We start from the raw sequence: 20,452 nt of genomic DNA, 5'->3' as shown, positions 1-20,452 counted from the left end.
ACGGGTCGGTGACGCCGGCCGGTCAGGCGGTCGGCGACCGGTCCTCGGCCTCGGGGCCGGTGGCGTCGCGCAGCGCCCCGAGCGCGGGATGGCGGGACGCGAAGGTGCCGACGAGATCCCGCAGGCACCGCCTGACCAGCGGGGCGTGCGCGGCCGTGGCCGGGTGGGACTCCACGGCGAGGAGGGCGTTCGCGGTGTAACGCTGTGCCACCTCCGCGGCCCGGGTGATCGCCCCCGACGCGTGGACGGCCTCGACCACGGCCCGGCACCGGTCGGCGGACAGCGGCTGCGCGCTCAGTAGCGGCAGCAGCACGTCCGGGGAGTCCTGGACGGCATAGATCACCGGCAGCGTGTAGACGCCGTTGAGTATGTCCTTGGCCGGTTCCTTGCCGGTTTCCGTGCTGCAGATGTCGAGAATGTCGTCCCAGATCTGGAATGCCATTCCCAGATCGTTCCCGAAGCTTTCCAGGGCGGCCTGCGCACCTTTTTCCGACTTCCCGCCCAGGACTCCCATCGAGGCCGCCGTCCGCAACAGGCGGGCGGTTTTCCCGGAAACGGCGGCGTAGTACTCGGGCTCGGTCCGGAAGGGGTCGTGGAGCCGGCTGGACTCCAGCATCTGGCCGACGCACATGTCGGCCAGGGTCTGGGCCATCGCCAGCAGGTGGGAGCGCCCCAGTGCCGCTGCGCCCTGCATGCAGCGAGCGAGCAGATAGTCCCCGGTCAGCAGGGCGGTGGCCGTGCCGTACTTGGCGTTGACGCTGGGCCTTCCTCGCCTGACCTGCGCATTGTCTATCACGTCGTCGTGATGGAGAGTCGCGATGTGCAGGGTTTCGACGACCGCGGCGCCTTCGATGACCCGCCGGTGCGTGCGCCGGCCGGGTTCTTCGGCGAGCAGGTACGAGGACAGCAGGACGAGCGTGGGCCGCAGCAGACGCCCCGAGTGCTCCACCGCGTAGGCGATGGGCTCCTCGATCCGGGAATGCGGCTGGGCCACCAAGGACTGGAGTGCCTCCCTGACCCGTACGAGGTCCTTCCTGAGCCATTCCTGAACGAGTGCGGATTCTTCGCCGTGCGCGGACGCGCGCTCAGCAGGAATCGATGTCGTCATCATGAATTCCTTCCCCCGTGACCTCGCTCCGGAGGTCACGAACAGGCTAAGCAGGCTTTCGCCGGTCGCACCAGGGGGCGTGGATTAATCCGTGCCGGAGGGGGGACGGGACGAGGAAATTCCGGCTCCGCTTTCACGCAGCGCGTTCTGCGGGCGGGATGTCCGGGCAGGTAGCGCCCGTCGGACCGTCACGCTCCGTGCTGGTTCCGCCCCTTCCTGGGTGATGCAGGTCACATTGACAGCCTCCGGGGTGGGTCCGGGCGGCGCCAATGATCTTCGACCTCGGCATGGACGTTCCGGAACTCGTTGCCTAGAGTGAGGGCCGTCGACTCCGGCGGCCGCCTCGGCGTGCCGCCCTCCCGGAGTCCGCGCCGGCCGTCCGCCCGGCGCTCGCGCAAACGCCGTCTCTGCACCGCGCTCTTCGCACTGCCGCATCCGCTCGGCGACCCTCGCACTTCCGCATCCGCCCGGCGTCCGTCGTGGCGCGTCCGTCACGACGGACGCGGTGGCGGTCCGACCGGCAGTGCCCTCCAACAGTCCTGTCCAGCAAGGGAGTCCGTCCCATGACCAGCACCGCTGCCGTCCCGTCGGCCCCCGGCGCCAGGCCCGTCGTCGGCCACCTGGCGGCGTTCCTGCGCGAGCCGCTGGCGTTCCTGCGCGGGCTGCCCCCGCACGGCCCGCTGGTGGAGATCAGCTTCCTCGGCAAGCCCCTGGTCGTCGTGTGCGACCCCGAACTGACCCGCGCGGTACTGGTGCGCGACCGGGTCTTCGACAAGGGCGGCCCCCTCTTCGAGCGGCTGCGCGAGGCCGGTGGCCAGGGGCTCGCCTCGTGCCCGGCCGCCGAGCACCGACGGCAGCGCCGGCTGATGCAACCGGCCTTCCACCACGCCCGGTTCCCCGGCTACGCGCGCATCATGACGGAGCGTCTGGACCTCGCGCTCCGCCGGTGGCACCACGGCCAGACCGTCGACCTGGCCGTCGAGTCCCGCACCATCACCGCCGACGTCGTGCTCTCCGCGGTGTTCGGGACCAGCCTGGACCCGGGTCTGCACGGCCGCCTGGCCGCCGACTTCGACACCCTGCTCGCCGGCTTCACCCGGCACACCCTGCTGCCCAAGCGGCTGCGCAAGGTCCCCACGCCGGGCAACGTCCGCTACGACCGGGCCACCCGCCGGGTGCGCAGCTCGATGGCCGACCTCACCGCCGCCCTCCGCCGGCGGGTCGCCGCCGCGGCGGACGGGGCACCGGCGGAGGACAATCTGCTGTCGATGCTCATCGCGTCCCGCGACCCCGGGAGCGACCTGCCCGCGCTGAGCGACGAGGAACTGGTCGACCAGGCCGTGACCATGTACTCCGCCGGCACCGAGACCACCGCCGGCGCCGTGAACTGGGCGCTGTTCCTGGCCACCACCCACCCCGCCGTCCTCGCCGGGCTCACCGCCGAGGTCGACTCGGTACTGGGCGGCCGGACCGCCGGCTGGGACGACCTGCCGCAGCTCACCTACACCCGGCAGGTGCTCACCGAGGCGCTGCGGATGTATCCGCCCGGGTGGTTCCTCACCCGGCAGACCGAGCAGGACACCGAACTCGGCCCGTACGCGATCGCGCGCGGCACGGTGATCGCCTACAGCCCCTACCTGATCAGCCACCTGCCCGACCTCTACCCCGACCCGGAGCGCTTCGACCCCGACCGCTGGGACGCGCACGGAGGTCAGCCGCAGGTGCCCGTCACCGTCTTCGGCGGCGGCGCCCGCAAGTGCATCGGCGACGAGTTCTCCTTGATCGAGGGTGTCCTGATGCTGTCCTCGCTGCTCAGCCACTGGCACGTCGACCTGCACCGCCGCACCCTCACCACGCCGCGGCTGCCCCAACTCACCCTCAACCCGGGTCCGATGCCCGCCACCCTCACGGCGCGGCGGCACGCGCGCGTCGTGGTCCGATGACGTGGGCGCGGTCGTGGGTGCGGGCACGCGTGCGGGCGCGGGCACGCGCGCGAACGCCGACCGCCGGGGCCGCGTCCGGTGGGAGCGGCCCCGGCGGTCGCCGGTGGCGGGGGATCCGTTACGGGCAGAGCTGGTGGGTGGTGGGGGTGCACTCGGGGTCGGGGTCGATCGGGCCGGTGCCGCCGGGCCGGTAGTTCGACCACCAGATCGGCGTGCCGCCGTAGTAGACGGCCAGGTTGCCGCCGTTCTGGATCGCGAGGTAGGCACCCGGGTGGTACGGGGTGCGGCTGTTCCAGACCGCGCGCATGGCGGCGTCGTAGGCGACGAGGTTGCCGTCGGCCTGCATGTAGAGGTACGTCCCGACGCCGTAGGTGCCGACGGCGGTCCAGATGGCGACGTTGTTCTTGTAGAGCACCACGTGGCCGTCCCACTGCTGGTACAGCACGGTGCTGCCGTCCGGCGAGGACCAGCTCTGGCCCCGGTTCAGGCCGGTGGTGCCCTGGATGACGGTCTGGTCGGCGTCCGAGGCGGGCGCGGCGGCGACGGCCGGTGCCGCCGCGGCGGGTGCGCCGGCCGCCGGGGCACCGTCGGCGGCCTGTGCGGCGGTCCCGCCCAGCAGGCCGGCCGCCATCAGTACGGCGCCCAGTGCGACACCGGTGCGGGGAACGAGGGAAGGCGCGATCCTCATGACGGTCACTCTCCTCAAGTCACTTCTCCAGGTGGCTTGTTGCCTCGACGAGTCTCGGCGTGCCCGCGCCACCCGGGCAAAGCCCTTCGACCGAGGCCGAAACCGGGCGCGCCCCCGCCCGCCGTTGGCAGGCTCTGGGGGGCGCCTACCCCGGAGAGCGGTCGGCCCCGAGCGCGGTCGCCCCGAGCGCGGTCGCCCGGAGCGCGCGGAGCTGCTTCCGGAACAGCAGGACGCCCAGGGCCAGCCAGGCGGCGGCCAGCAGCCAGCCCGCCAGCACGTCCAGGGGCCAGTGCACACCGAGGTACACCCGGCTGCAGCCGATCAGCAGGGCGAAGGCGGCGGCCGCCGCGGCGGAACGGGCCGCGCCCGGGCGGGTCAGGACGACCGCGAGGGCGACCAGGCCCGCCGAGAGGGCGCCGGTGAAGGCGTGTCCGGACGGGAAGGCGAAGTCGTGTGCCGTGAAGGCCCAGTACGAGGCCGGCGGGCGGGGCCGGCCGAAGCCGTGCATCAGGCCCTGGCGCAGCAGCTGCCCCACCGCCAGCCACACCACCGGGGCGAGCAGCACGGCGGCGGCCGCCGGCCGGGACCGGTGCGGGCGGGTCGCGCGCAGGAGGAGGGCCCCGGCGGTGAGGGCGAACAGATAGGAGAAGACCCCGGTGCCCAGATCGGTGAGGAGCTCGGCAGTGCGCTCGGCCGGGTCCGGCCGGTGGGCCACCACCCAGTCGAGCACGCCGCGCTCGAACCCGAACGGCGCCCGGCCGTGGGCGGCGACCAGGGCGGCGACGGCGGCGAACGCCGCGACACAGAGGGCGAGGACGGTGGCGACCGCTGTCGAGGGGCGGACGGTCATGCGGTCAGCCACCTCCGCAGCCCGCCCGCGCGGGCCCGGTCGACCAGGGGCGCGGCCCGGCCGGACAGCAGGCCGAGCAGATGGCCCGCCGCCGCGCCGACCAGCGCTCCCAGGAGCACGTCGTGCGGGTAGTGCACGCCGACCAGCACCCGGGTCACGCCCATCACCGCGGCCAGGAGCAGTCCGAGCGCGCCGAGGCGGCGGTCGACGTGCCACAGGGCGGCGGCTCCGGCGAAGACGATCACGGTGTGGTTGCTGGGCAGCGACCAGTCGCCGGCGCCGGGGCACGCCTCCAGGGTCGGGCCGGCCTCCAGGACCTGGCAGGGCCGGGGTTCGCGCAGCACCGACTTGAGCAGGGTGTCCGCGGCGAAGGCCAGCGTGACCACCAGGGGCACCGCCAGCGCGCGGGCCATCAGGACGTGGTCGGCGCGGCGCGAGCGCCACCAGCCGAGCAGCATCAGCGCGGCGAGCAGCAGCAGTCCGGTGACCGACCAGGCGGCGACGAGGTGCTGGAACGGTGCCGGGAGGTGCTCGGCCCAGTGGTCCATCCGCAGGTACAGGCCGCCGTCGACCGGACGGCCGTCGACGGCGAGCCCGCGCACGGCTCCACCGGCGGGCCCGCTCACCGGGTCCTGCCCCGGCGGCGGGCGCGCACCACTTCCAGCACCAGCGGCAGCAGCGAGACCGCCACCACCACCGCGACGATCGGCAGCAGGTAGTGGTCGACGTTCGGGATCGAGGAGCCCAGCGCGTAGCCCGCCATGACCAGGCCGACCGTCCACACCAGGCCGCCCACGACCTGCCACACGGTGAAGGTGCGGACGTTCACGCCGAGCGCTCCGGCCAGCGGGTTGAGGACGGTGCGCACCACGGGGATGAAGCGGGCGAGCACGACGGCCTTGCGGTGGCCGTAGCGGTCGAGGATCTCCTCGGCCCGTGCCGCGCCCTCGTGCAGGTGCTTGTTGCGGGAGCGGGTGAGCAGGCTGCGCCCGCCGCGGCGGCCCAGCAGGTAGCCGACCTGGGCACCGGTGAGGGCGCCGACCACCGCGGCCGCCAGCACCTGGCCGAGGTTCAGGTGCGGGCCGCTGCGCTCGCCGGTGGTGCACAGCAGGCCGGCGGTGAACAGCAGTGAGTCACCGGGCAGGAAGAAGCCGACCAGCAGACCGGTCTCCGCGAACATGATCACGGCGATGCCCAGCGCGCCGAACGCGGCCAGCAGCGAGCCCGCGTCCAGCGGATTGACGGCCAGCAGGGCCGTCGGGGGGAGCACCATGGAAGCGCCTTTCCGAGAAGGGGACCGGGCCGTGCCGCCCGGAGGCGTGCCTGGTCCCCACTGACAGGGCCAGCATGACGGAACGGCGCTGAAGGATTCCTGAAGACCTGAAGACCTCTTCAGCTGCCCGGCGCGGTGACCTGCGACCCTTGGGGCATGCGCGTACTGGTGGTGGAGGACGAACAGCGGCTCGCCCTGGCGATCAAGCACGGCCTGGAGGCCGAGGGGTTCTCCGTCGACATCGTCCACGACGGCCTGTCCGGCCTGGCCCGCGCCACCGAGCACCCCTATGACGTGATCATCCTCGACATCATGCTGCCCGGCCTCAACGGCTACCGGGTCTGCTCCCGGCTGCGGGCCGCCGGCAGTGACGTGGGGATCCTGATGCTCACCGCCAAGGACGGCGAATGGGACGAGGCCGAGGCCCTGGACACCGGGGCCGACGACTACCTCTCCAAGCCGTTCTCCTTCGTCGTGCTGGTCGCCCGCCTCAAGGCGCTGGCCCGCCGCATCGGCTCCCGCGCCCCGCAGCGCACGGTGCTCGGCGACCTGGTGGTCGACTCCGCCGCCCGCACCTGCGCCCGGGCCGGGACACCGGTCGCGCTGACCCCGCGCGAGTTCGCCGTGCTGGACCACCTCGCGCGCCGTGCGGGCGAGGTGGTCTCCAAGCGGGAGATCCTCGACGAGGTCTGGGACAGCGGCCCCGACAGCGGGGCCAACACCGTCGAGGTCCACATCAGCGCCCTCCGGCGCAAGATCGACGCGCCGTTCGGCCGGGCCGCGGTGCAGACCGTGCGCGGCGTCGGCTACCGGCTGGCGGCCGACGGTGGCTGACCGCAAGGAGTCCCGCCCCGCCCGCGCCGGCGTGCTCGCCGCCCTCCGCCGGCGGGCCGCCCGGCTGCGACGCTCGCCGAGGGTCGCAGCCGCCACCGAGCGGCTCGCACCCCGCTCGGTCCGCACCCGCACCACGATCGCCGCCTGCGCGGCCGTCGCCGTCGTCCTGCTGGCCGCCTCCGCCGCCGTGGTGCTCCTGATGCGGGTCAACCTGCACCGCACCGTCGAGACCGCCGCCCGCGAGCAGGCCCGGACGGTGGCCGCCTCAGCCGCCCAGGGACCCCTGCCGCACGTGCTCCCGCTCGGCCCCGGCACCGACTTCGTCCAGGTCACCGACGCGTCCGGGGCCGTCGTCGCCGCCAGCCAGAACCTCGCCGGCCACCCCGCCCTCACCGGCACCGACGACGGCCACGACAGCTTCGACCTCGGCATCCTCGGCGGCGAGCACCACCAGCGGGTCACCACCCTCACCACCGCCACCTCGAACGGCCCGGTCACCATCCGGGTCGGCGCCTCCCTGCACACCGCCGACACCGCCGAGGACCTCACCACCGCCGCGCTCGGCGGACTCAGCGCCGTCCTGGTGGCCACCGTCGGCGTGGTCACCTGGCGCGCGACCGGCCGCGCGCTGCGCCCCGTCGAGGCGATCCGCGCCGAGGTCGCCGCGATCGGCGACCGCGACCTCGCCCGCCGGGTGCCCGAACCCGGCAGCGAGGACGAGATCGCCCGCCTCGCCCACACCATGAACGCCATGCTCGACCGGCTGGAGGCCGCCGGGGTCCGCCAGCGGCGCTTCATCGCCGACGCCTCCCACGAACTGCGCAGCCCGCTCGCCGTGCTGCGCACCCAGCTGGAGGTCGCGCACACCCACCCCGACCCCGCAGTCCGCGCGGACATGGTGGCCGGCGCGCTCCAGGACACCGACCGGCTCCAGTCGCTCGCCGCCGACCTGCTGCTGCTCGCCCGCCTCGACTCCACCGGGCACAACGGCCCGGCCGAGGAGCTGGACCTCGCGGATCTGGTGCGCACCTGCCTGGACGGCCGGGGCCCGGGGCGGACGGAGGTGGTGGCGGAGCTGGCCGACGGGGTCGCGGTGGCCGGGAACCCGATGTGGCTCGGGCGGCTGCTGACCAACCTCCTCGACAACGCCGAGCGCCACGCCCGCCACCGGGTGACGGTGCGGCTCGCCCTCGACCCGGCGACGGGGCGGGCGGTCCTCGACGTCGCCGACGACGGCCCCGGCGTCCCGCCCGCCGAGCGGGAGAAGGTGTTCGAGCGCTTCACCCGGCTCGACGACGCCCGCAGCCGCGACGACGGCGGCACCGGCCTCGGGCTGTCGATCGCCCGTGACATCGCCGCCCTGCACGGCGGCACCCTCACCATCGAGGACACCCCGGCCGGCTGCACCTTCCGGACCCGCCTCCCGGTCCGCGCCACCCCGGGGCGCTGAGGCGTCGAGGAGCTGAGGCGTCGAGGAGCCGAGGGAGGCGCTGAGGCGCTGGGGCGCTGACGAACGGCGGTACCGGCGCGCGGGGAGCGTCCCGGGCACGCCCTCCGCGCCACCCGACGCCACCGGCACGCCGCTCGGTGGAGCGGAACTATTACAGGAAGGGACACGATCGGCTGCGGCCGGGTTACAGTGAAACGGTCGCCCCGGCGTGTTCAAGGCAGTCCGTCAGGAACAGTTCTCTTCACGGGTCCTCTTCACGGGCCTCTTCACGGGGTTGAGCCACTGCCGCCGGATCGGGCCGGCGCTCTTCGGTCGGTTCAGCACCCCCTGCCACCCCGTTCCGCCGCATTGTCGGCCGCTTTTCGGCAGGTACGGAGAATGCGTGTGCGGGGCAAGGATTCGAGCGGATCGGCGTCGGAGTACCAGGGGAGGGTGGTGCATGCCTTCGGTGTTCCCGCTCCACGGGTCCACAGAGTTCCGGACCTTCGGAGCGGACACCAGCACGGTGACCCGGACCTGCAATTCGTACCGCCTCCTGACCGAGGGGACGACGGCGCAGAACGGCTGTTCCCAGCCGACCGACACCGGGTACTGCGCGCGGATCGGCGAGTAATTCGACCAGCAGCCGGCCCGGTTCCAGCTTCCGGCCCGGCGCACGGTCACTTGGACCGGTCCGGCACGGAACACCCGCAGCGACATCACGAGCACGGATTTCGACGCGCGGGGCAATCCGCGCAGCCGCACCGATCCGGACGGCGGCCGACCGGACGGACCGGACGTTCTGCCCGGCGGGCGGCAGCGGGCCCGGACCGCCGCGACGACCGGGTCCCGCAGGAGATCCCGGGGCTGCATCCCACCGTCTCGTTCACCGAGCGATAGGGCGCGACCCGAAAGGCCGCGCCCCGGGCGAAGCCCTGGCGGCGCACCGTCGAACCGAGAAGCGGAGGAGACCGCGCATGACCCGATGGGCAGGAGTGTCCGAGCTCTCGCTGATGCTGGAGACCGGAGGTCCGGGCGCCGAGATCTACGCGAACGGCCGGAACCAGGTCGCGGTGACCGTCAGCGTCGGACCGACCGACGAGAACGGCGGCACCTACTACGGGGACATCTCCTGGCCGAACCGGGTGAACCTCGTCGACCACGTCAGCGGTGAGAAGCTCAACTGGCAGGGCCGCGACGGCTGGTGCTTCACCGACCGGGAGGACCGCTACTTCCACCACGTCCCGGGCGGGGGCAGCCGGGCCGCTGCGGAGCCCGAACTCGCGGAGGACGGGACGCAGAGGTTCACCTTCTACGTCAGCTGCTGGCCGGGCGCGGACCGGAAGTCGGTCTCCGCCTGGGTCGAGACGGACACCGGCAAGGTGTACACGACCACGGCCGGATCGGGCTCCTTCGAGGGCAAGGTCACGCTCGACCCGCTGGTGGCCCTGGTCCACCGGCGGTCGGGCGTCAACTGGGACTGCTCCAGGACGGCCACCAGGTACGAGAACGACACCGAGTACGTGACCACCGAGGCCTGGAACTACTACCTGTCGCTGGACTCCACGGACAACTACTTCGTCACCTTCTCGGTGTCGGGCTACTGGAGCGACCCCGGTTACGAGGGCTTCTTCGCCTGCGACATCAAGCCCGACAGCCACCACAAGAACCTCTACGGCTCCTACGTCTGGTACCAGGAGCCGCACGGCAGTTCGTACGAAGGCGACGGCGGGTACGGCGGGCTGATCGTCAACTTCCCCGACGGCAACAAGTGGTGGGACTACGCGCGGGTCTACGACCGGCCGTACCCCGAGCAGTACCTGTGCTTCACCTGGGTGCACGCCACCACCGGAGGGGACGGCTGGCACATCCCGAACGGGCCGGTCCACACCTGGCGGGTGTACTTCAGCCCGGTGATCACGGCGTGGGACCGGTACGGCAACACCGGCAAGTTCAGCATCGACGGCTCGGGCGTGGACAGCGGGATCGACCTCGCCGACTACTCGTAGAGCCTGTTGCAGAAGTCCGGGTGCGGGCGGGGGCCGGGTGGTGACCGGCCCGCCGGAGGTCCGGCAGGCCGGTCACCGGGTCAGACGGGGTCCACCCGCGCCGGGGTACGGGTGGCGAGTGCGAACGGGCGCAGCCGCTCCCAGCCCCGCGACTCGTACCAGGACCGGTCGAAGCCGGCGACCGGCGGGACGTGCAGGGTGCCGCTCTGGAGGCCCTGCGCGAGGGTGCGCCACAGCTCGTCGACCAGGGAGCAGTGGCGCACCGCCTCGGCCAGCTCGGTGGTGGTGAACGGCGGGCCCTCCATCCGGACCAGCCGGATGTCGTAGCAGCCGCGGTAGCCGTGGCCGAAGACGGTGAACGGCGGGTGCCAGACCTGGGCGCCGGGCGCCCGGATCGTGTACCGCACCCGGGAGGCGACATGGCCGCCGTGGTGGTGCTCGGCGTGCTCCGCGATGTCGGGCACCTGCGGCGGGAAGAAGTAGTGCCGCTTCTCCGGGATCTCCGCCCGGTCGTACTCGCCCGGGGCGAAGTGCCAGCGGTTGTACATCATCCGCTGGGCGGACCGCCACAGGATCGGCGCGGTCTCGTCGCCGACCTCGGCCATCCGGGTCGGGTGCGGCAGGCAGCAGCAGAAGAAGTCGCCCTTCTTCAGCGCCAGGACGCCGTCCGCGCTGCCGGGCCGGACGCCGCGCAGCCCGGACAGGTCGCGCACCGAGCTGCTCATGCCGTAGTCGGCGTCGGTGGCGACGATCGAGGACAGCACGACGGCGGCCAGCAGTTCGCCGACCGCGCCCTGTCCGGGGGGCTCCGGTCCGGGGTCGGCGTCGGCGGTCGCGTCGAGTGCGACGGCGGCCAGGGTCATCGCCCGCAGGTCCGCCCGGACGTCGCCGGTGGGGTCCACCCCGAGGTTCAGCCGGCCGTGCCGGGCGACCAGCTCCGGCATCGTCTCCGGGTCGCGGGGCAGCGGGAAGTCGAGCAGCCGCTCGTTCTTCACGAAGGTCAGCCCGTTGATCCGGCGGTAGCGCATCAGCTCCGAGCGGTCGACGTCGTGCATCAGATCGCGCACCACCTGGGCCAGTTCGAGCAGCGGCAGGCCGGCCGCGCCGCTCGGTCCGCGGTCCAGCGCGGCGCAGTACTGGGCGTGCCGGTCGAGCAGGAACTCGCGCAGGCCGGTGGCGGAGAGCTGGAGGCCGTTGAACTCCTCGAAGCGCACCGAACGGCCGCTGACGAACAGGCAGTAGGCGAGGACCACGAACAGCCGGTCCGCGGGCCGCCAGTCGTCGACCGGGGACGCCCGGAGGCCGGTCAGCAGGCCCTGCCGGGTCAGGGTGTTGGTGCCCGCGTCGGACTTCGAGAAGACGTCCCGGCCGATCAGGATGTAGACGCTCTCCACCCGTTCGACCCAGTCGGCCAGCCGGGCGAGCCGCTCGTCCAGCTCGCCGTTCTTCTCCCAGGTGCGCAGGATGGTGTCGGCCTCGTGCCGGTCGGCGGCCTCCCGGGCCTCGATCACCCGGGTCTCCTCGGCCACGGCGTCGAGGACTTCGGCCGGGACCAGCAGGCCGCCGAGGTGCTCGGCCTCGGGGCCGGGCGGCTCGCCGGGCGCCCAGAGGGACAGGCCGGCCAGCGGTGAGCGGGTGAGCGTGACGGTGTCCGGGCCCGGGGCTTCCGGGCCGCCGGGGCCGCCGGGGCTGTCGGGGTCGGCCGGGCCGTCCGGGTCGGCCGCGAGGAACTCGACGTCGCCCCGGCCGAGGACGTGCTGCACGAGCAGCGATTCCCAGGTGGTCAGCCGGGAGCAGGCGAGGCGCAGGGATATCCGCCCGTTCCGGGTGAGTTCCGCGAGCAGCATCGCGGTGGCGCCGTGCCCGGCGCCGTGCCCGGCGTCGGGGTCGACGGCGGTCGTGCCGTCGGCGGTCCGGGGGATCATGACCGAGCTCCCGGTGCGCACCGGACGGCCGGGGCGCCGGTGGACGGGCCGGCCCCGCAGGCCTCGGCAGGGCCGCCGAGGCCGCGCGGGCGGACGAGGATCGTGCAGATGACTCCAATTGTCGCCATGGTCCTGACTTTCCATCGGAAGTGACAGGTCGAAGGGTGCGAGAGGTCCGAAGGTGCGGGAAGAAGGGAAGAGGTGCACCGCGCCGGCCGGCCTCACCGGCCGGCGGCGGGGGTGGTGCGGACCGCTACTGCGCGGCCGAGGACTCGGCGGCCCGAGCGGCCGCCCCGGGAGCAGCCCCGGTGGACGCCCCGTCGGCCGGTCCGGCCCCGACCGGGCGCACCGGCAGCCGGGCGCAGAGGGCCAGCGAGAGCAGGGAGCACCCGAGGGCGACCCCCGTCTGCGTGCCCAGGCCGAGTCCGGCCACCAGACCGCCGACCATGGCCCCGGCCGGATAGCCGGCCATGTTGAGGCTGGCGGAGACGGCCAGCGTCGCGGTCGCCCCGGTGTCGGGCAGCAACCGCTGCCGGAGGCTGAGCAGCCCGACGTCCATCGGCCCCACCGCCACCCCGAGCAGCACGAACATCGCGGCCAGCCAGAACACGGCGGAGTGCAGGAACAGCCCGGCCAGGCCGAGCGCCGTCAGGGCGGCGCCGACGACCAGGAACCGGCGCTCCGCGCCGTCGGTGATCCGGTGCCCGGCGGCCAGCGAGGACACGATCCCCAGCGCCCCCGCGATCGACCAACTGGTGCCGGTCCAGGAGGGGGCGGCCCCGAACCCGGCCGAGACCAGCTGGGGCAGCGCGACCACGAGGACGCCGACCGCGACCTGGTACAGGAAGTACACCCCGGTCAGCCCGCGCAGCACCGGGTGGACCAGGATCCCGCGCACGGCCTCCGCGGCACTGCGCAGACCGACCTCGCCGCCGGCCTCCGGGGTGGTGCGCCCCGAGGCGGCCGCGACCAGCGCCGCGGCCAGATAGGCCGCGCCGACCACCGCCACGCTGTGCCGGCCGCCGAACACCGTGACCGCGATCCCGGCCAGCGCGGGCCCGGCCATCGCGGCCAGACCCGAGATCATCGAATCGAGGCCGTTGGCCGCCCCGCGCAGCGGTGCCGGCAGCGAGAGCGCGACGTAGCTGCGGAAGGCGACATTGCCGAAGGCGCTGGTCAGCGAGGACAGCAGAGCCAGGCCCCACAGGGTCCAGATGCCGCCGGCACCGGCCGAGGCGCCGAAGGCGATGCCGAGCGTGGCGGCCGCCTTGATCAGATAGTCGGCCGCCATCCACGCGGTGACATTGCGGCCCTGCAGGAAGCCGCCGCTCAGCGGGCTGAGCAGCAGGCCGGGCAGGGTCGCCAGCAGCACGGCCAGGCCGGCCGCCGCGGGACGGTGCAGGTCCTGCACCACGAAGATCACCACGGTGACGTCGAACATCACCTGGGCGAACCGGCCGACCGCGGTCGACAGGGCGAGCTGGGCACAGATCCGGTCCGCCAGGACCTTGCGGTAGCTCACGCCGGCGCCGCCTCCTCCACCGTCCGGGCCAGCAGTCGGCCCACCGCCTCCGGGTCGTCCAGCCACGGCACGTGCCCGGCCCCCGGCACCGTCCGGGCCCGGCCGTCCGGCAGCGCCGCGGCCAGCTCGTGCGCCGACGGGGCGCCGGCCCACGGGTCCCGCTCGCCGTTGACGACCAGTACCGGCGCGCCCACCCGGGCGGCCGTCGCCGCGAGGTCCTCCTCGGGCACCCGCCCGGAGAGCACGGCGCGCACGGCGTGGACGTCCCAGGTCCGGGCGCAGGCGGCCAGGAAGCCGTGCTGGGCCGGTCCGAGGGCGGGGAAGGTCAGGGCCAGGTCGGCGAGCAGGAGTTCGCGCAGTTCCTCGTCCTCGGCCGGCAGCCGGTCGGGCGCGGTCGCCCGGGCCCGGCGCGCGGTCTCCCGCAGCGGGCCGTCGAGCGCGTCGAGGCGCTCCCGCAGCAGCTCCGGATGGTCGGTGCGGTCCCGCAGTTGGGCGGCGACCAGCACGACCGCGCGGACCCCACCGGGGCTCCGGGCCGCGGCGCGCAAAGCCGGGCGGGAGCCGGCGGAGTGGGCCAGCAGGACGACCGGCCCCTCTGCGCCGGCCGTCTCCAGCAGCCGGACCAGCCGGTCGGTCTGGACGGCGAACGGGTCGCCGCCCGGCCCGCAGTCGCCCGCCGCGACCAACCGCCGGCAGCCGGGCGGCAGCGGGAGCCCGGCCAGGGTCTCGCCGCCGAGACCGGGCCCGCCCGGCGCGAGTACGACGGTCGGCGGGCTCATGTGCCGCCCCCGGCCGGGGCGTCGGCCGCGGGGGTGCCGCCATCGGTGACCTCGGTCGCCTCGTCGGCGAGTTCGGCGACCAGCCGCTCCGCCGCCGGGTCCAGGCCCCGGATCCACAACGCCTGCCGATGGGCGACGCAGCCCCGCAGGTTCTTCGCCTCGTCCGCCGCCGGGCCGTACTCCACCGCGTGGTAGCCGTGCGCGGCGGCGTGCTCCACCAGGTGGTAGTAGGCGAGTTCGAAGTAGACGGGCAACCCCGCGATCTGCTCGTAGTCGAAGCCCGGGAACAGCGCGTACACCCGCCCGGCGTAGGTGCTGGACACCACGCAGCCGAGGATCCGCCCGTCCCGCTCGGCCAGGTGGGCCTCGGCCCGGCCGTCCTCGATCCCGGTCAGCGCCGCGACCCAGTCGGCGTAGCGGTCGAGGTCGACCCGGCCGCCGTGCCGGGTCACGTTCTCCTCCGCCAGCTCCACCAGCGGCCGGGCCAGTTCCCGGGTGAGCGGTACCGTCCGGCAGGTGATGCCCGCCGCCCGCACCCGGCGCCGCTCGCTGCGCACCGAGACCCGGCGCTTGCTGGTCATCCGGTCCAGGTAGTCGTCGAAGCCGGTCCACGGACCCTCCAGGGCCCACCTGGGCGTCAGCGGGAAGCGCCGGTAGCCGCGCTCGGCGAGGAGGGCGACCAGGTCCCGTTCCCGCTCGTCCACGCTGGGCCAGCAGACCGAGGCGGCGCCCTGCGAACGCCCCCACTCCTCCAGGGAGTCGACCACGGCCGCGAGTTCGGCCAGTGCGGCGCCGCCGGGCCGGTGCGCGACCCGGCTGTCGTACCAGCCGCCGGCCAGCAGGGTCGGGAACAGCGGGGCCCCGCGCGGCTCGGGGATCTCCAGCAGGACGTCGGGGCGGCACAGGTCCTCGGTGCACTCGCGCCCGAAGAGCCAGCCGGCCGTACCCGCGACCGCCGTGCCGTCGCGGTCGACCAGGGCGGCCCGGGCGTCGCGCAGACCGCCGCCGTAGGTGCCGGGTCCGACCTCCATCCAGCCGGGCAGCAGGAAGAGGTCCCGCTCGCCCAGCAGCGTCAGCCAGGACCTGGCGGGGACCTCCTCGATCCGCAACAGCTCGGCCCGGACGGTGGGTTCGGGTCGCAGGGCGGTCACGTCGCCTCCCCCGGGTCGCGGCGGCCCGCCGGGGCGCCGTCCACCTGGCCGGCCCGCAGCGGGAGTTCCTGCGGCACGCCGGCGGCGGCGGCCAGCGCCGGTGCCATCCGCCGGTCCCACTCCCCGGCCAGCTCGGCCGGCGGCCCGCCGGCGGAGGAGCGCACCGAACCCGGGCAACTCCCCGCGCCGCAGCGGCAGTCGAACTCCCACGGTTCGTCGTAGCGGAAGGTGCGGTAGTCCCCGGTCACCTCCTCGCCGGCCCGGATGTCGCGGACCGCGAGGCCCCCCGCGAGGCCGTGGTCCAGGACGGTGGCCTCGCAGGAGTGGTTCAGCAGGTGCGCGCCCCGGCAGGGGAGCAGCAGGCTGCGGTCGGCCAGCCGGTAGCCGAACTCGTCCAGCCAGTCGACGACCCGGGGCGACAGGGTGAGCTGTTCGGCGGCGTCCCAGGTCCGGCACTGCGGGCACGGCCCCCACAGCACCGTGCCCATCGGGATGTCGCGCAGCGCGACCAGGCCGGTCCCCGCGACCGCGCTGAAACCGGGGTGGAGGGCGGAGTGCAGCATCAGTCGATCCCCAGGATCTGCTCCAGCTGTCGCTCGACCTCGGCGACGGCCCCGTCCTCCCGGCCCACCACCAGGTAGCGCCACTTGCCGTCCACCGCGCGGGTGTCCGCCGTCAGCACGGCCCGGGCGTCCGCCCCGGGGTCGGCGAGTCCGGCCGAGGCCAGCTTGGCGGCCGCGCCCGCGAAGTCCAGCCCGTCCGGGCCGATCCTGACGTCCGCCCGCCAGTGCACCGGGGAGTCCCCGGGCCGCAGCCGGCGCGCCAGCTCCTCCAGGTAAGTGCCCCCGGTGCGGCGGACGTTGGCCTCGGTGACGACGTAACCGCCGTCGTACACTCCGCAGTCCACGTCGTAGATGCCCCGGTAGCCCTGCCCGTGCAGCCAGCCGCCGATGGCCGCGGCCGCCTCGCGCAGCTGCTCGTGGTGGGGTCCCTCGGCGGCCGGGGTCACCATGCCGGTCCAGGCGTTGTTCACGGTGCGCTGGTCGCAGGTGTAGAAGTCGGTGGCGCCCCGGTCGTCGATCGACAGCTCCATGCTCGGCGTCGCCGTGAACGGCAGGAACTCCTCGTACACCCAGCCGCAGTCGCGCGCGGGCTGCCCGGCCACGGCGTCCAGGACCTGCCGCTGGACCGACTCCGGCCCGTTCGACCGGATCACGGTGTTGCCGAAGCCGTTGGAGCCCCGGTTGGTCTTGATGATCGCGGCCGGCCGGTCGGTCAGGAACTCCACCAGGGCGGCGGCGAGTTCGGCGGCGGTCTCGGCGAAGCCGCCGTCCGCGACCGGCAGCCCCAGACCGGCGGCGGTCCGGCGGAAGCCGTCCTTGGTGTTGATCAGGCGCAGCGCGTCGAGGGTGCTGTCCTCCGGCAGCCGGGTGTACGGCAGTACCCGCACCCCGGTGCGGCGGCCGAACTCCAGCACCGGTCCGTCCAGCACGAACGGCTTCAACTCGGGCCGTTCGGCGATCCGTTCGGTCGCGCCGAGGTCGGCGGCGACCTCCAGCGCGTGCACCCCGCGGACCTCCGGCGGGGCGACGATCTCGACCCGGTCCACGTCCAGGCCGACCACCTCGGCCACGTAGTCGCGGAAGGCCGGGGTGCACGGCGCCAGCATCACCACGCAGTCGCCCGGCCGCGCCTGCCAGAGCTTGCGCGGGGTCGCGGCGGCCATCGCCCGCCGGTAGGCGTCCGTCGGCTGCTCGGCCATGATCTCGCTGACGATGTTGGCCAGAATCGTGCGGCTCGGTTGCTCGCTCACTCAGTTCGCCTTCCGCTTCGCTGTGAACAGGGCGTGTCCCGCGTACATCCAGACCACGTCGACCTCGACGAAACCCGCCTCGCGCAGCCAGTCCAGGTGCTCGGCCACCGAGGACGGCTTGTCGACCGGGTCCGGGCCGGGCAGCCGGTAGTGGTTCCACTCGGTCCGCTCGAACGCGACGGCCGCCTCGTCGCCGCCGAACTGCTCCTCGGAGGCGCGCCGCACCGCCTCCTCCCAGTGGTCGCCCGCGAGCTTGCGGGCGGTGGCACCGGCGGGCTCCACCAGGTCGGCCATCACGAAGACGCCGCCCGGCGCGAGCATCGCGTGGATGTCCCGGTACAGCAGCCGCTTGCCCTCGCCGTCGAGGTGGTGGACCGCCAGCGAGGTCATCACGCCGCCGTAGCTGACACCGGTGCGCCACAGCCGGTCCTCGATGTCCGCCTCGATGCTGTCGTGCCGGTCGGCGAACGGCTCCAGCCGCTTCGCGGTCAGCGCGAGCATCTCGGGGGAGCGGTCCAGCACGGTGACCCTGGCCTCCGGGTCGCGGCGCAGGTACTCCTCGGACAGCCGCCCCTCGCCGCAGCACAGGTCGAGCACGTGCGGCAGGGGGAGGCCGGCCAGCAGGTCGCACACGGCGGCGGTCTGCTCGGCCCGGCGCGGGACGAAGGCGTCCCCGTACTTGCTGAACACCTCGGTGTCCGAGAGCTGCCAGGTGTCCGCGGGGGACGTGTCGGTCATGATGCCTCCATCGGTTCGGGGATCGGTTCGAGAATCCGCTGCGCGCACAGCCACTGGGCGAGCCGCCCGCACTCCTGCGGCACCTCCCGCGCGGCGGGACGGTCGGTGAGCGCCGCCTCCAGCCAGTCGCGGGCGACCGGGCCGTCGGCGAACTCCGCGGCGTGGCCCAGCGCGGCCACGGTCAGCCGCCCCGGCCCGGCGGGCGACCACAGCACCGGCGCCGTCGACTCGCGGCGCACGGAGCGCGGCACGCTGCCGGGCGCGTCGGGCGGGGCCGGCCGCATGCCCAGCGCGGTCAGCCGCGCCAGCACGGCGGCGTCGTCCCCGGTGGACCGGACGTGCTCCCGGTAGTCGGCCAGCCAGTCGGCCGGGACCTCGCCGTGCAGCCGGTCGCCCCACAGCGGGAGCAGCTTCGCCCCGACGTCCAGGGTCCGGGTGTACGAGGCGATGTTCAGCGCGACGGACGGCTCGTGGGTCTCGCCCACGTGCCAGATGCCGCTGCGCCAGAAGAAGCCGCCGCCGGTGGTGGCGGTGAGGGCGTGGCCGTGCTCCGCCACCGAGCGGCGGTCGAGGTCCGGCAGGTACTCCTCGGGGAGTTCGGACTCGGGCTCGACGTCCTCGCGGATCGCCGTGCCGGCCGGCACCCAGTCCGTGCCCCGCCAGAAGTGCATGCTCTTGCGGCCCGCCAGGACGAGGTGGAGGTTGGTGCAGCCCTCCCGGTGGATGCCGCCCGGGGTGTTCCGGTAGGCGCCGTGGAACACCTCGACCTCGACGTGGCCGGGCGGCAGTCCGAGGCGCCAGAGGTGGGGCGCCAGCAGCTCGACGACGGTGCGGAACAGCGTCCGGTCGTGCTCCTGCACGGCGCGGGCGTAGACGAAGCGGTCGTCGTCCGGGCCGAAGGCGTGCTGGCGGTCCAGCCAGGCGGCCGGTCCGTCGGCGTCCGCGTCGGTGGTCGGCCAGGGGTCGTGGTCGACCACCGGCTCCCCGTTGACGTGCAGCTTCACCTGGTCGCCGAGCAGGCCGGCCGCCTCGGCGGCGAAGGTGCGGGTCAGCGCCGACCAGGCCAGGCCGGCGGTCAGCTCGGGGGCGGACCAGCTGAGCGCCGAGGTGACGCCCCCGGGGTCGGCGAAGGCGACGGAGCCGGGGCGGCGGGCGGGTGCGGGGGCGGGGGCGGACCGGGACGCGAGGTCCTCAGTCATGGGTCGGGTCCTCCTCGGGGTCCGTGGCCGGGTCCGTGGCCGTGGTGGTGGCCGGTGTCGTGGCCGGTGCTGCCGGTGCTGCCGGTGCCGTCGTCGCGGCGACGCGCGGCGGGTAGTGGTGGCGCTCGCCCCACGGGTCGGTGACCACATGGGTCTCGCTCCCGCCGCCCGTTCCGCCGGTTCCGTCCGCGCCGTCCTCGCCCGGCTCCAGGTACGAGGGGCCGATCGGCACCTTCCCGTGGCCGCCGGGGATGTCGAGGACATAGGTGGGCTGGCAGGTCCCGGAGACCCGCCCGCGCAGCCGCCGGACCAGTTCCTGGCCCTCGGCGATCGTGGTGCGGAAGTGCCCGGTGCCCTGGGCGAGGTCGCCGTGGTGCAGGTAGTAGGGCTTCACCCGGTTGGCCACCAGGGTCCGGAACAGCCCCTCCAGCGCCTCCGGGGTGTCGTTCACCCCGCGCAGCAGCACGGTCTGGCTGAGCAGCGGGACGCCGCCCCGGTTGAGGCGCCGCAGCGCGCCGCGCGCCGCCTCGCCGATCTCCTGGCTGTGATTGGTGTGGACCACCACCCAGACGGGGGTCTCGGTGGCCAGGGCCTCCACCAACTCGTCGGTGACCCGCTCGGGGTCGACCACCGGCACCCGGGTGTGGAAGCGGATCACCTTGACGTGCTCGATCGCGTCCAGCGCCGCCATGATCGGGCGGAGCTTGGTGGGCGCGATGATCAGCGGATCGCCGCCGGTGAAGATGACCTCCCACACCTCCTCGTGGGCCCGGATGTAGTCGAGGGCCGCCTCCAGCTCCGCCTGGCCGAGCATGCCCTCGCCGGGGCCGACCACCTCGCGGCGGAAGCAGAAGCGGCAGTAGACCGGGCACAGGTGCATCGGCTTGAGCAGCAGCCGGTCCGGGTAGCGGTGGGTGATCCCCTTGACCGGGGTGAAGGGGTCGTCGCCGATCGGGTCGGCGCGCTCCTCCGCGGTGATCAGCAGCTCGGCCCCGGTGGGGACGAACTGTCTGGCGACCGGATCGTCGACGTGCGCGATCTGCTCCTGCATCACCCCGGTGATGCTCACGGCGTACCGCTTCGCGACATCGCGAATCTCCGGCAGGCTCTCCTCGTCGATGAGGCCGTTCTCCAACAGGGACTCGGTGGTCCTGATTGTGCGGGGACGATTACGCATGGCTCCGCCTGTCC

Annotated in this window: 18 protein-coding genes; 4 read left to right on the top strand and 14 right to left on the bottom strand. The window is 74.1% G+C overall.

The genetic code is table 11. From position 1 onward, the window contains the following. Positions 1-22: 22 nt before the first annotated feature. The gene (locus IF01_RS42000) at positions 23-1,108 is read right to left on the bottom strand and encodes a polyprenyl synthetase family protein (protein ID WP_157855284.1); all 1,086 of its coding nucleotides are present in this window, start codon (positions 1,106-1,108) and stop codon (positions 23-25) included. Between the two features lie 563 nt (positions 1,109-1,671). Here IF01_RS42000 and IF01_RS0119295 point away from each other — a divergent pair. Further along, the gene (locus tag IF01_RS0119295) at positions 1,672-3,051 is read left to right on the top strand and encodes a cytochrome P450 (protein ID WP_030394693.1); all 1,380 of its coding nucleotides are present in this window, start codon (positions 1,672-1,674) and stop codon (positions 3,049-3,051) included. Positions 3,052-3,169: 118 nt separating this feature from the next. Here IF01_RS0119295 and IF01_RS44060 read toward each other — a convergent pair whose 3' ends face one another. From IF01_RS44060 to IF01_RS0119275, 4 genes are all read right to left on the bottom strand, one after another. Next, positions 3,170-3,739, bottom strand: coding sequence for a hypothetical protein (locus tag IF01_RS44060; RefSeq protein WP_051742711.1), 570 nt, complete (start codon positions 3,737-3,739; stop codon positions 3,170-3,172). Positions 3,740-3,884: 145 nt separating this feature from the next. Beyond that, on the bottom strand, positions 3,885-4,589 hold the full coding sequence (locus IF01_RS0119285) for a phosphatase PAP2 family protein (protein WP_051755669.1): 705 nt from the start codon (positions 4,587-4,589) through the stop codon (positions 3,885-3,887). Then, a complete protein-coding gene (locus tag IF01_RS51050; protein WP_030394690.1) occupies positions 4,586-5,215 on the bottom strand; it encodes a phosphatase PAP2 family protein in 630 nt (209 codons plus the stop codon). The genes IF01_RS0119285 and IF01_RS51050 overlap by 4 nt, the downstream gene beginning before the upstream one ends. Then, positions 5,212-5,862, bottom strand: coding sequence for a DedA family protein (locus IF01_RS0119275; RefSeq protein ID WP_030394689.1), 651 nt, complete (start codon positions 5,860-5,862; stop codon positions 5,212-5,214). Before IF01_RS0119275 ends, IF01_RS51050 begins: the two co-directional genes overlap by 4 nt. Positions 5,863-6,018: 156 nt before the next feature. Between IF01_RS0119275 and IF01_RS0119270 the strand changes: the two genes are divergently transcribed. From IF01_RS0119270 to IF01_RS0119255, 3 genes are all read left to right on the top strand, one after another. After that, positions 6,019-6,696: a response regulator transcription factor gene (locus IF01_RS0119270; protein ID WP_030394688.1), complete on the top strand. Its 678-nt coding sequence runs from the start codon at positions 6,019-6,021 to the stop codon at positions 6,694-6,696. Beyond that, positions 6,689-8,146, top strand: a complete 1,458-nt coding sequence (locus IF01_RS0119265; protein ID WP_244215557.1) for a sensor histidine kinase — start codon at positions 6,689-6,691, stop codon at positions 8,144-8,146. Before IF01_RS0119270 ends, IF01_RS0119265 begins: the two co-directional genes overlap by 8 nt. Positions 8,147-9,102: 956 nt before the next feature. After that, the gene (locus tag IF01_RS0119255; RefSeq protein WP_157855283.1) at positions 9,103-10,134 is read left to right on the top strand and encodes a hypothetical protein; all 1,032 of its coding nucleotides are present in this window, start codon (positions 9,103-9,105) and stop codon (positions 10,132-10,134) included. 80 nt (positions 10,135-10,214) lie between these two features. On the opposite strand, the gene IF01_RS0119250 is transcribed toward IF01_RS0119255, so the two are convergent. From IF01_RS0119250 to IF01_RS0119210, 9 genes are all read right to left on the bottom strand, one after another. Next, positions 10,215-12,059 (bottom strand): hypothetical protein, encoded by a 1,845-nt coding sequence (locus IF01_RS0119250; RefSeq protein WP_030394685.1) that lies wholly within the window; start codon positions 12,057-12,059, stop codon positions 10,215-10,217. Positions 12,060-12,312: 253 nt separating this feature from the next. Next, positions 12,313-13,581, bottom strand: coding sequence for an MFS transporter (locus IF01_RS0119245; RefSeq protein WP_030394684.1), 1,269 nt, complete (start codon positions 13,579-13,581; stop codon positions 12,313-12,315). Beyond that, positions 13,578-14,360, bottom strand: coding sequence for an alpha/beta fold hydrolase (locus tag IF01_RS44055; RefSeq protein ID WP_030394683.1), 783 nt, complete (start codon positions 14,358-14,360; stop codon positions 13,578-13,580). The genes IF01_RS0119245 and IF01_RS44055 overlap by 4 nt, the downstream gene beginning before the upstream one ends. Next, positions 14,357-15,511, bottom strand: coding sequence for a GNAT family N-acetyltransferase (locus IF01_RS0119235; RefSeq protein WP_030394682.1), 1,155 nt, complete (start codon positions 15,509-15,511; stop codon positions 14,357-14,359). Before IF01_RS0119235 ends, IF01_RS44055 begins: the two co-directional genes overlap by 4 nt. Next, positions 15,508-16,074 carry an SET domain-containing protein-lysine N-methyltransferase gene (locus tag IF01_RS44050; RefSeq protein ID WP_030394681.1) on the bottom strand — a complete coding sequence of 189 codons (567 nt, stop codon included), beginning with the start codon at positions 16,072-16,074 and terminating at the stop codon, positions 15,508-15,510. Before IF01_RS44050 ends, IF01_RS0119235 begins: the two co-directional genes overlap by 4 nt. Then, positions 16,074-17,324, bottom strand: coding sequence for a preATP grasp domain-containing protein (locus IF01_RS0119225; protein WP_030394680.1), 1,251 nt, complete (start codon positions 17,322-17,324; stop codon positions 16,074-16,076). The genes IF01_RS44050 and IF01_RS0119225 overlap by 1 nt, the downstream gene beginning before the upstream one ends. After that, positions 17,325-18,062: a class I SAM-dependent methyltransferase gene (locus IF01_RS0119220; protein WP_030394679.1), complete on the bottom strand. Its 738-nt coding sequence runs from the start codon at positions 18,060-18,062 to the stop codon at positions 17,325-17,327. Further along, positions 18,059-19,261: a hypothetical protein gene (locus IF01_RS0119215; protein WP_030394678.1), complete on the bottom strand. Its 1,203-nt coding sequence runs from the start codon at positions 19,259-19,261 to the stop codon at positions 18,059-18,061. The genes IF01_RS0119220 and IF01_RS0119215 overlap by 4 nt, the downstream gene beginning before the upstream one ends. Beyond that, positions 19,254-20,438: a lysine-2,3-aminomutase-like protein gene (locus IF01_RS0119210; protein WP_078880096.1), complete on the bottom strand. Its 1,185-nt coding sequence runs from the start codon at positions 20,436-20,438 to the stop codon at positions 19,254-19,256. The genes IF01_RS0119215 and IF01_RS0119210 overlap by 8 nt, the downstream gene beginning before the upstream one ends. Positions 20,439-20,452 lie beyond the last annotated feature (14 nt).

The sequence above is a fragment of the Kitasatospora purpeofusca genome (assembly GCF_000718025.1).
Lineage (GTDB): Bacteria > Actinomycetota > Actinomycetes > Streptomycetales > Streptomycetaceae > Kitasatospora > Kitasatospora purpeofusca.
The sequence above is the reverse complement of the archived record's forward strand: the minus strand, read 5'-3'. Positions and strand labels throughout refer to the sequence as shown.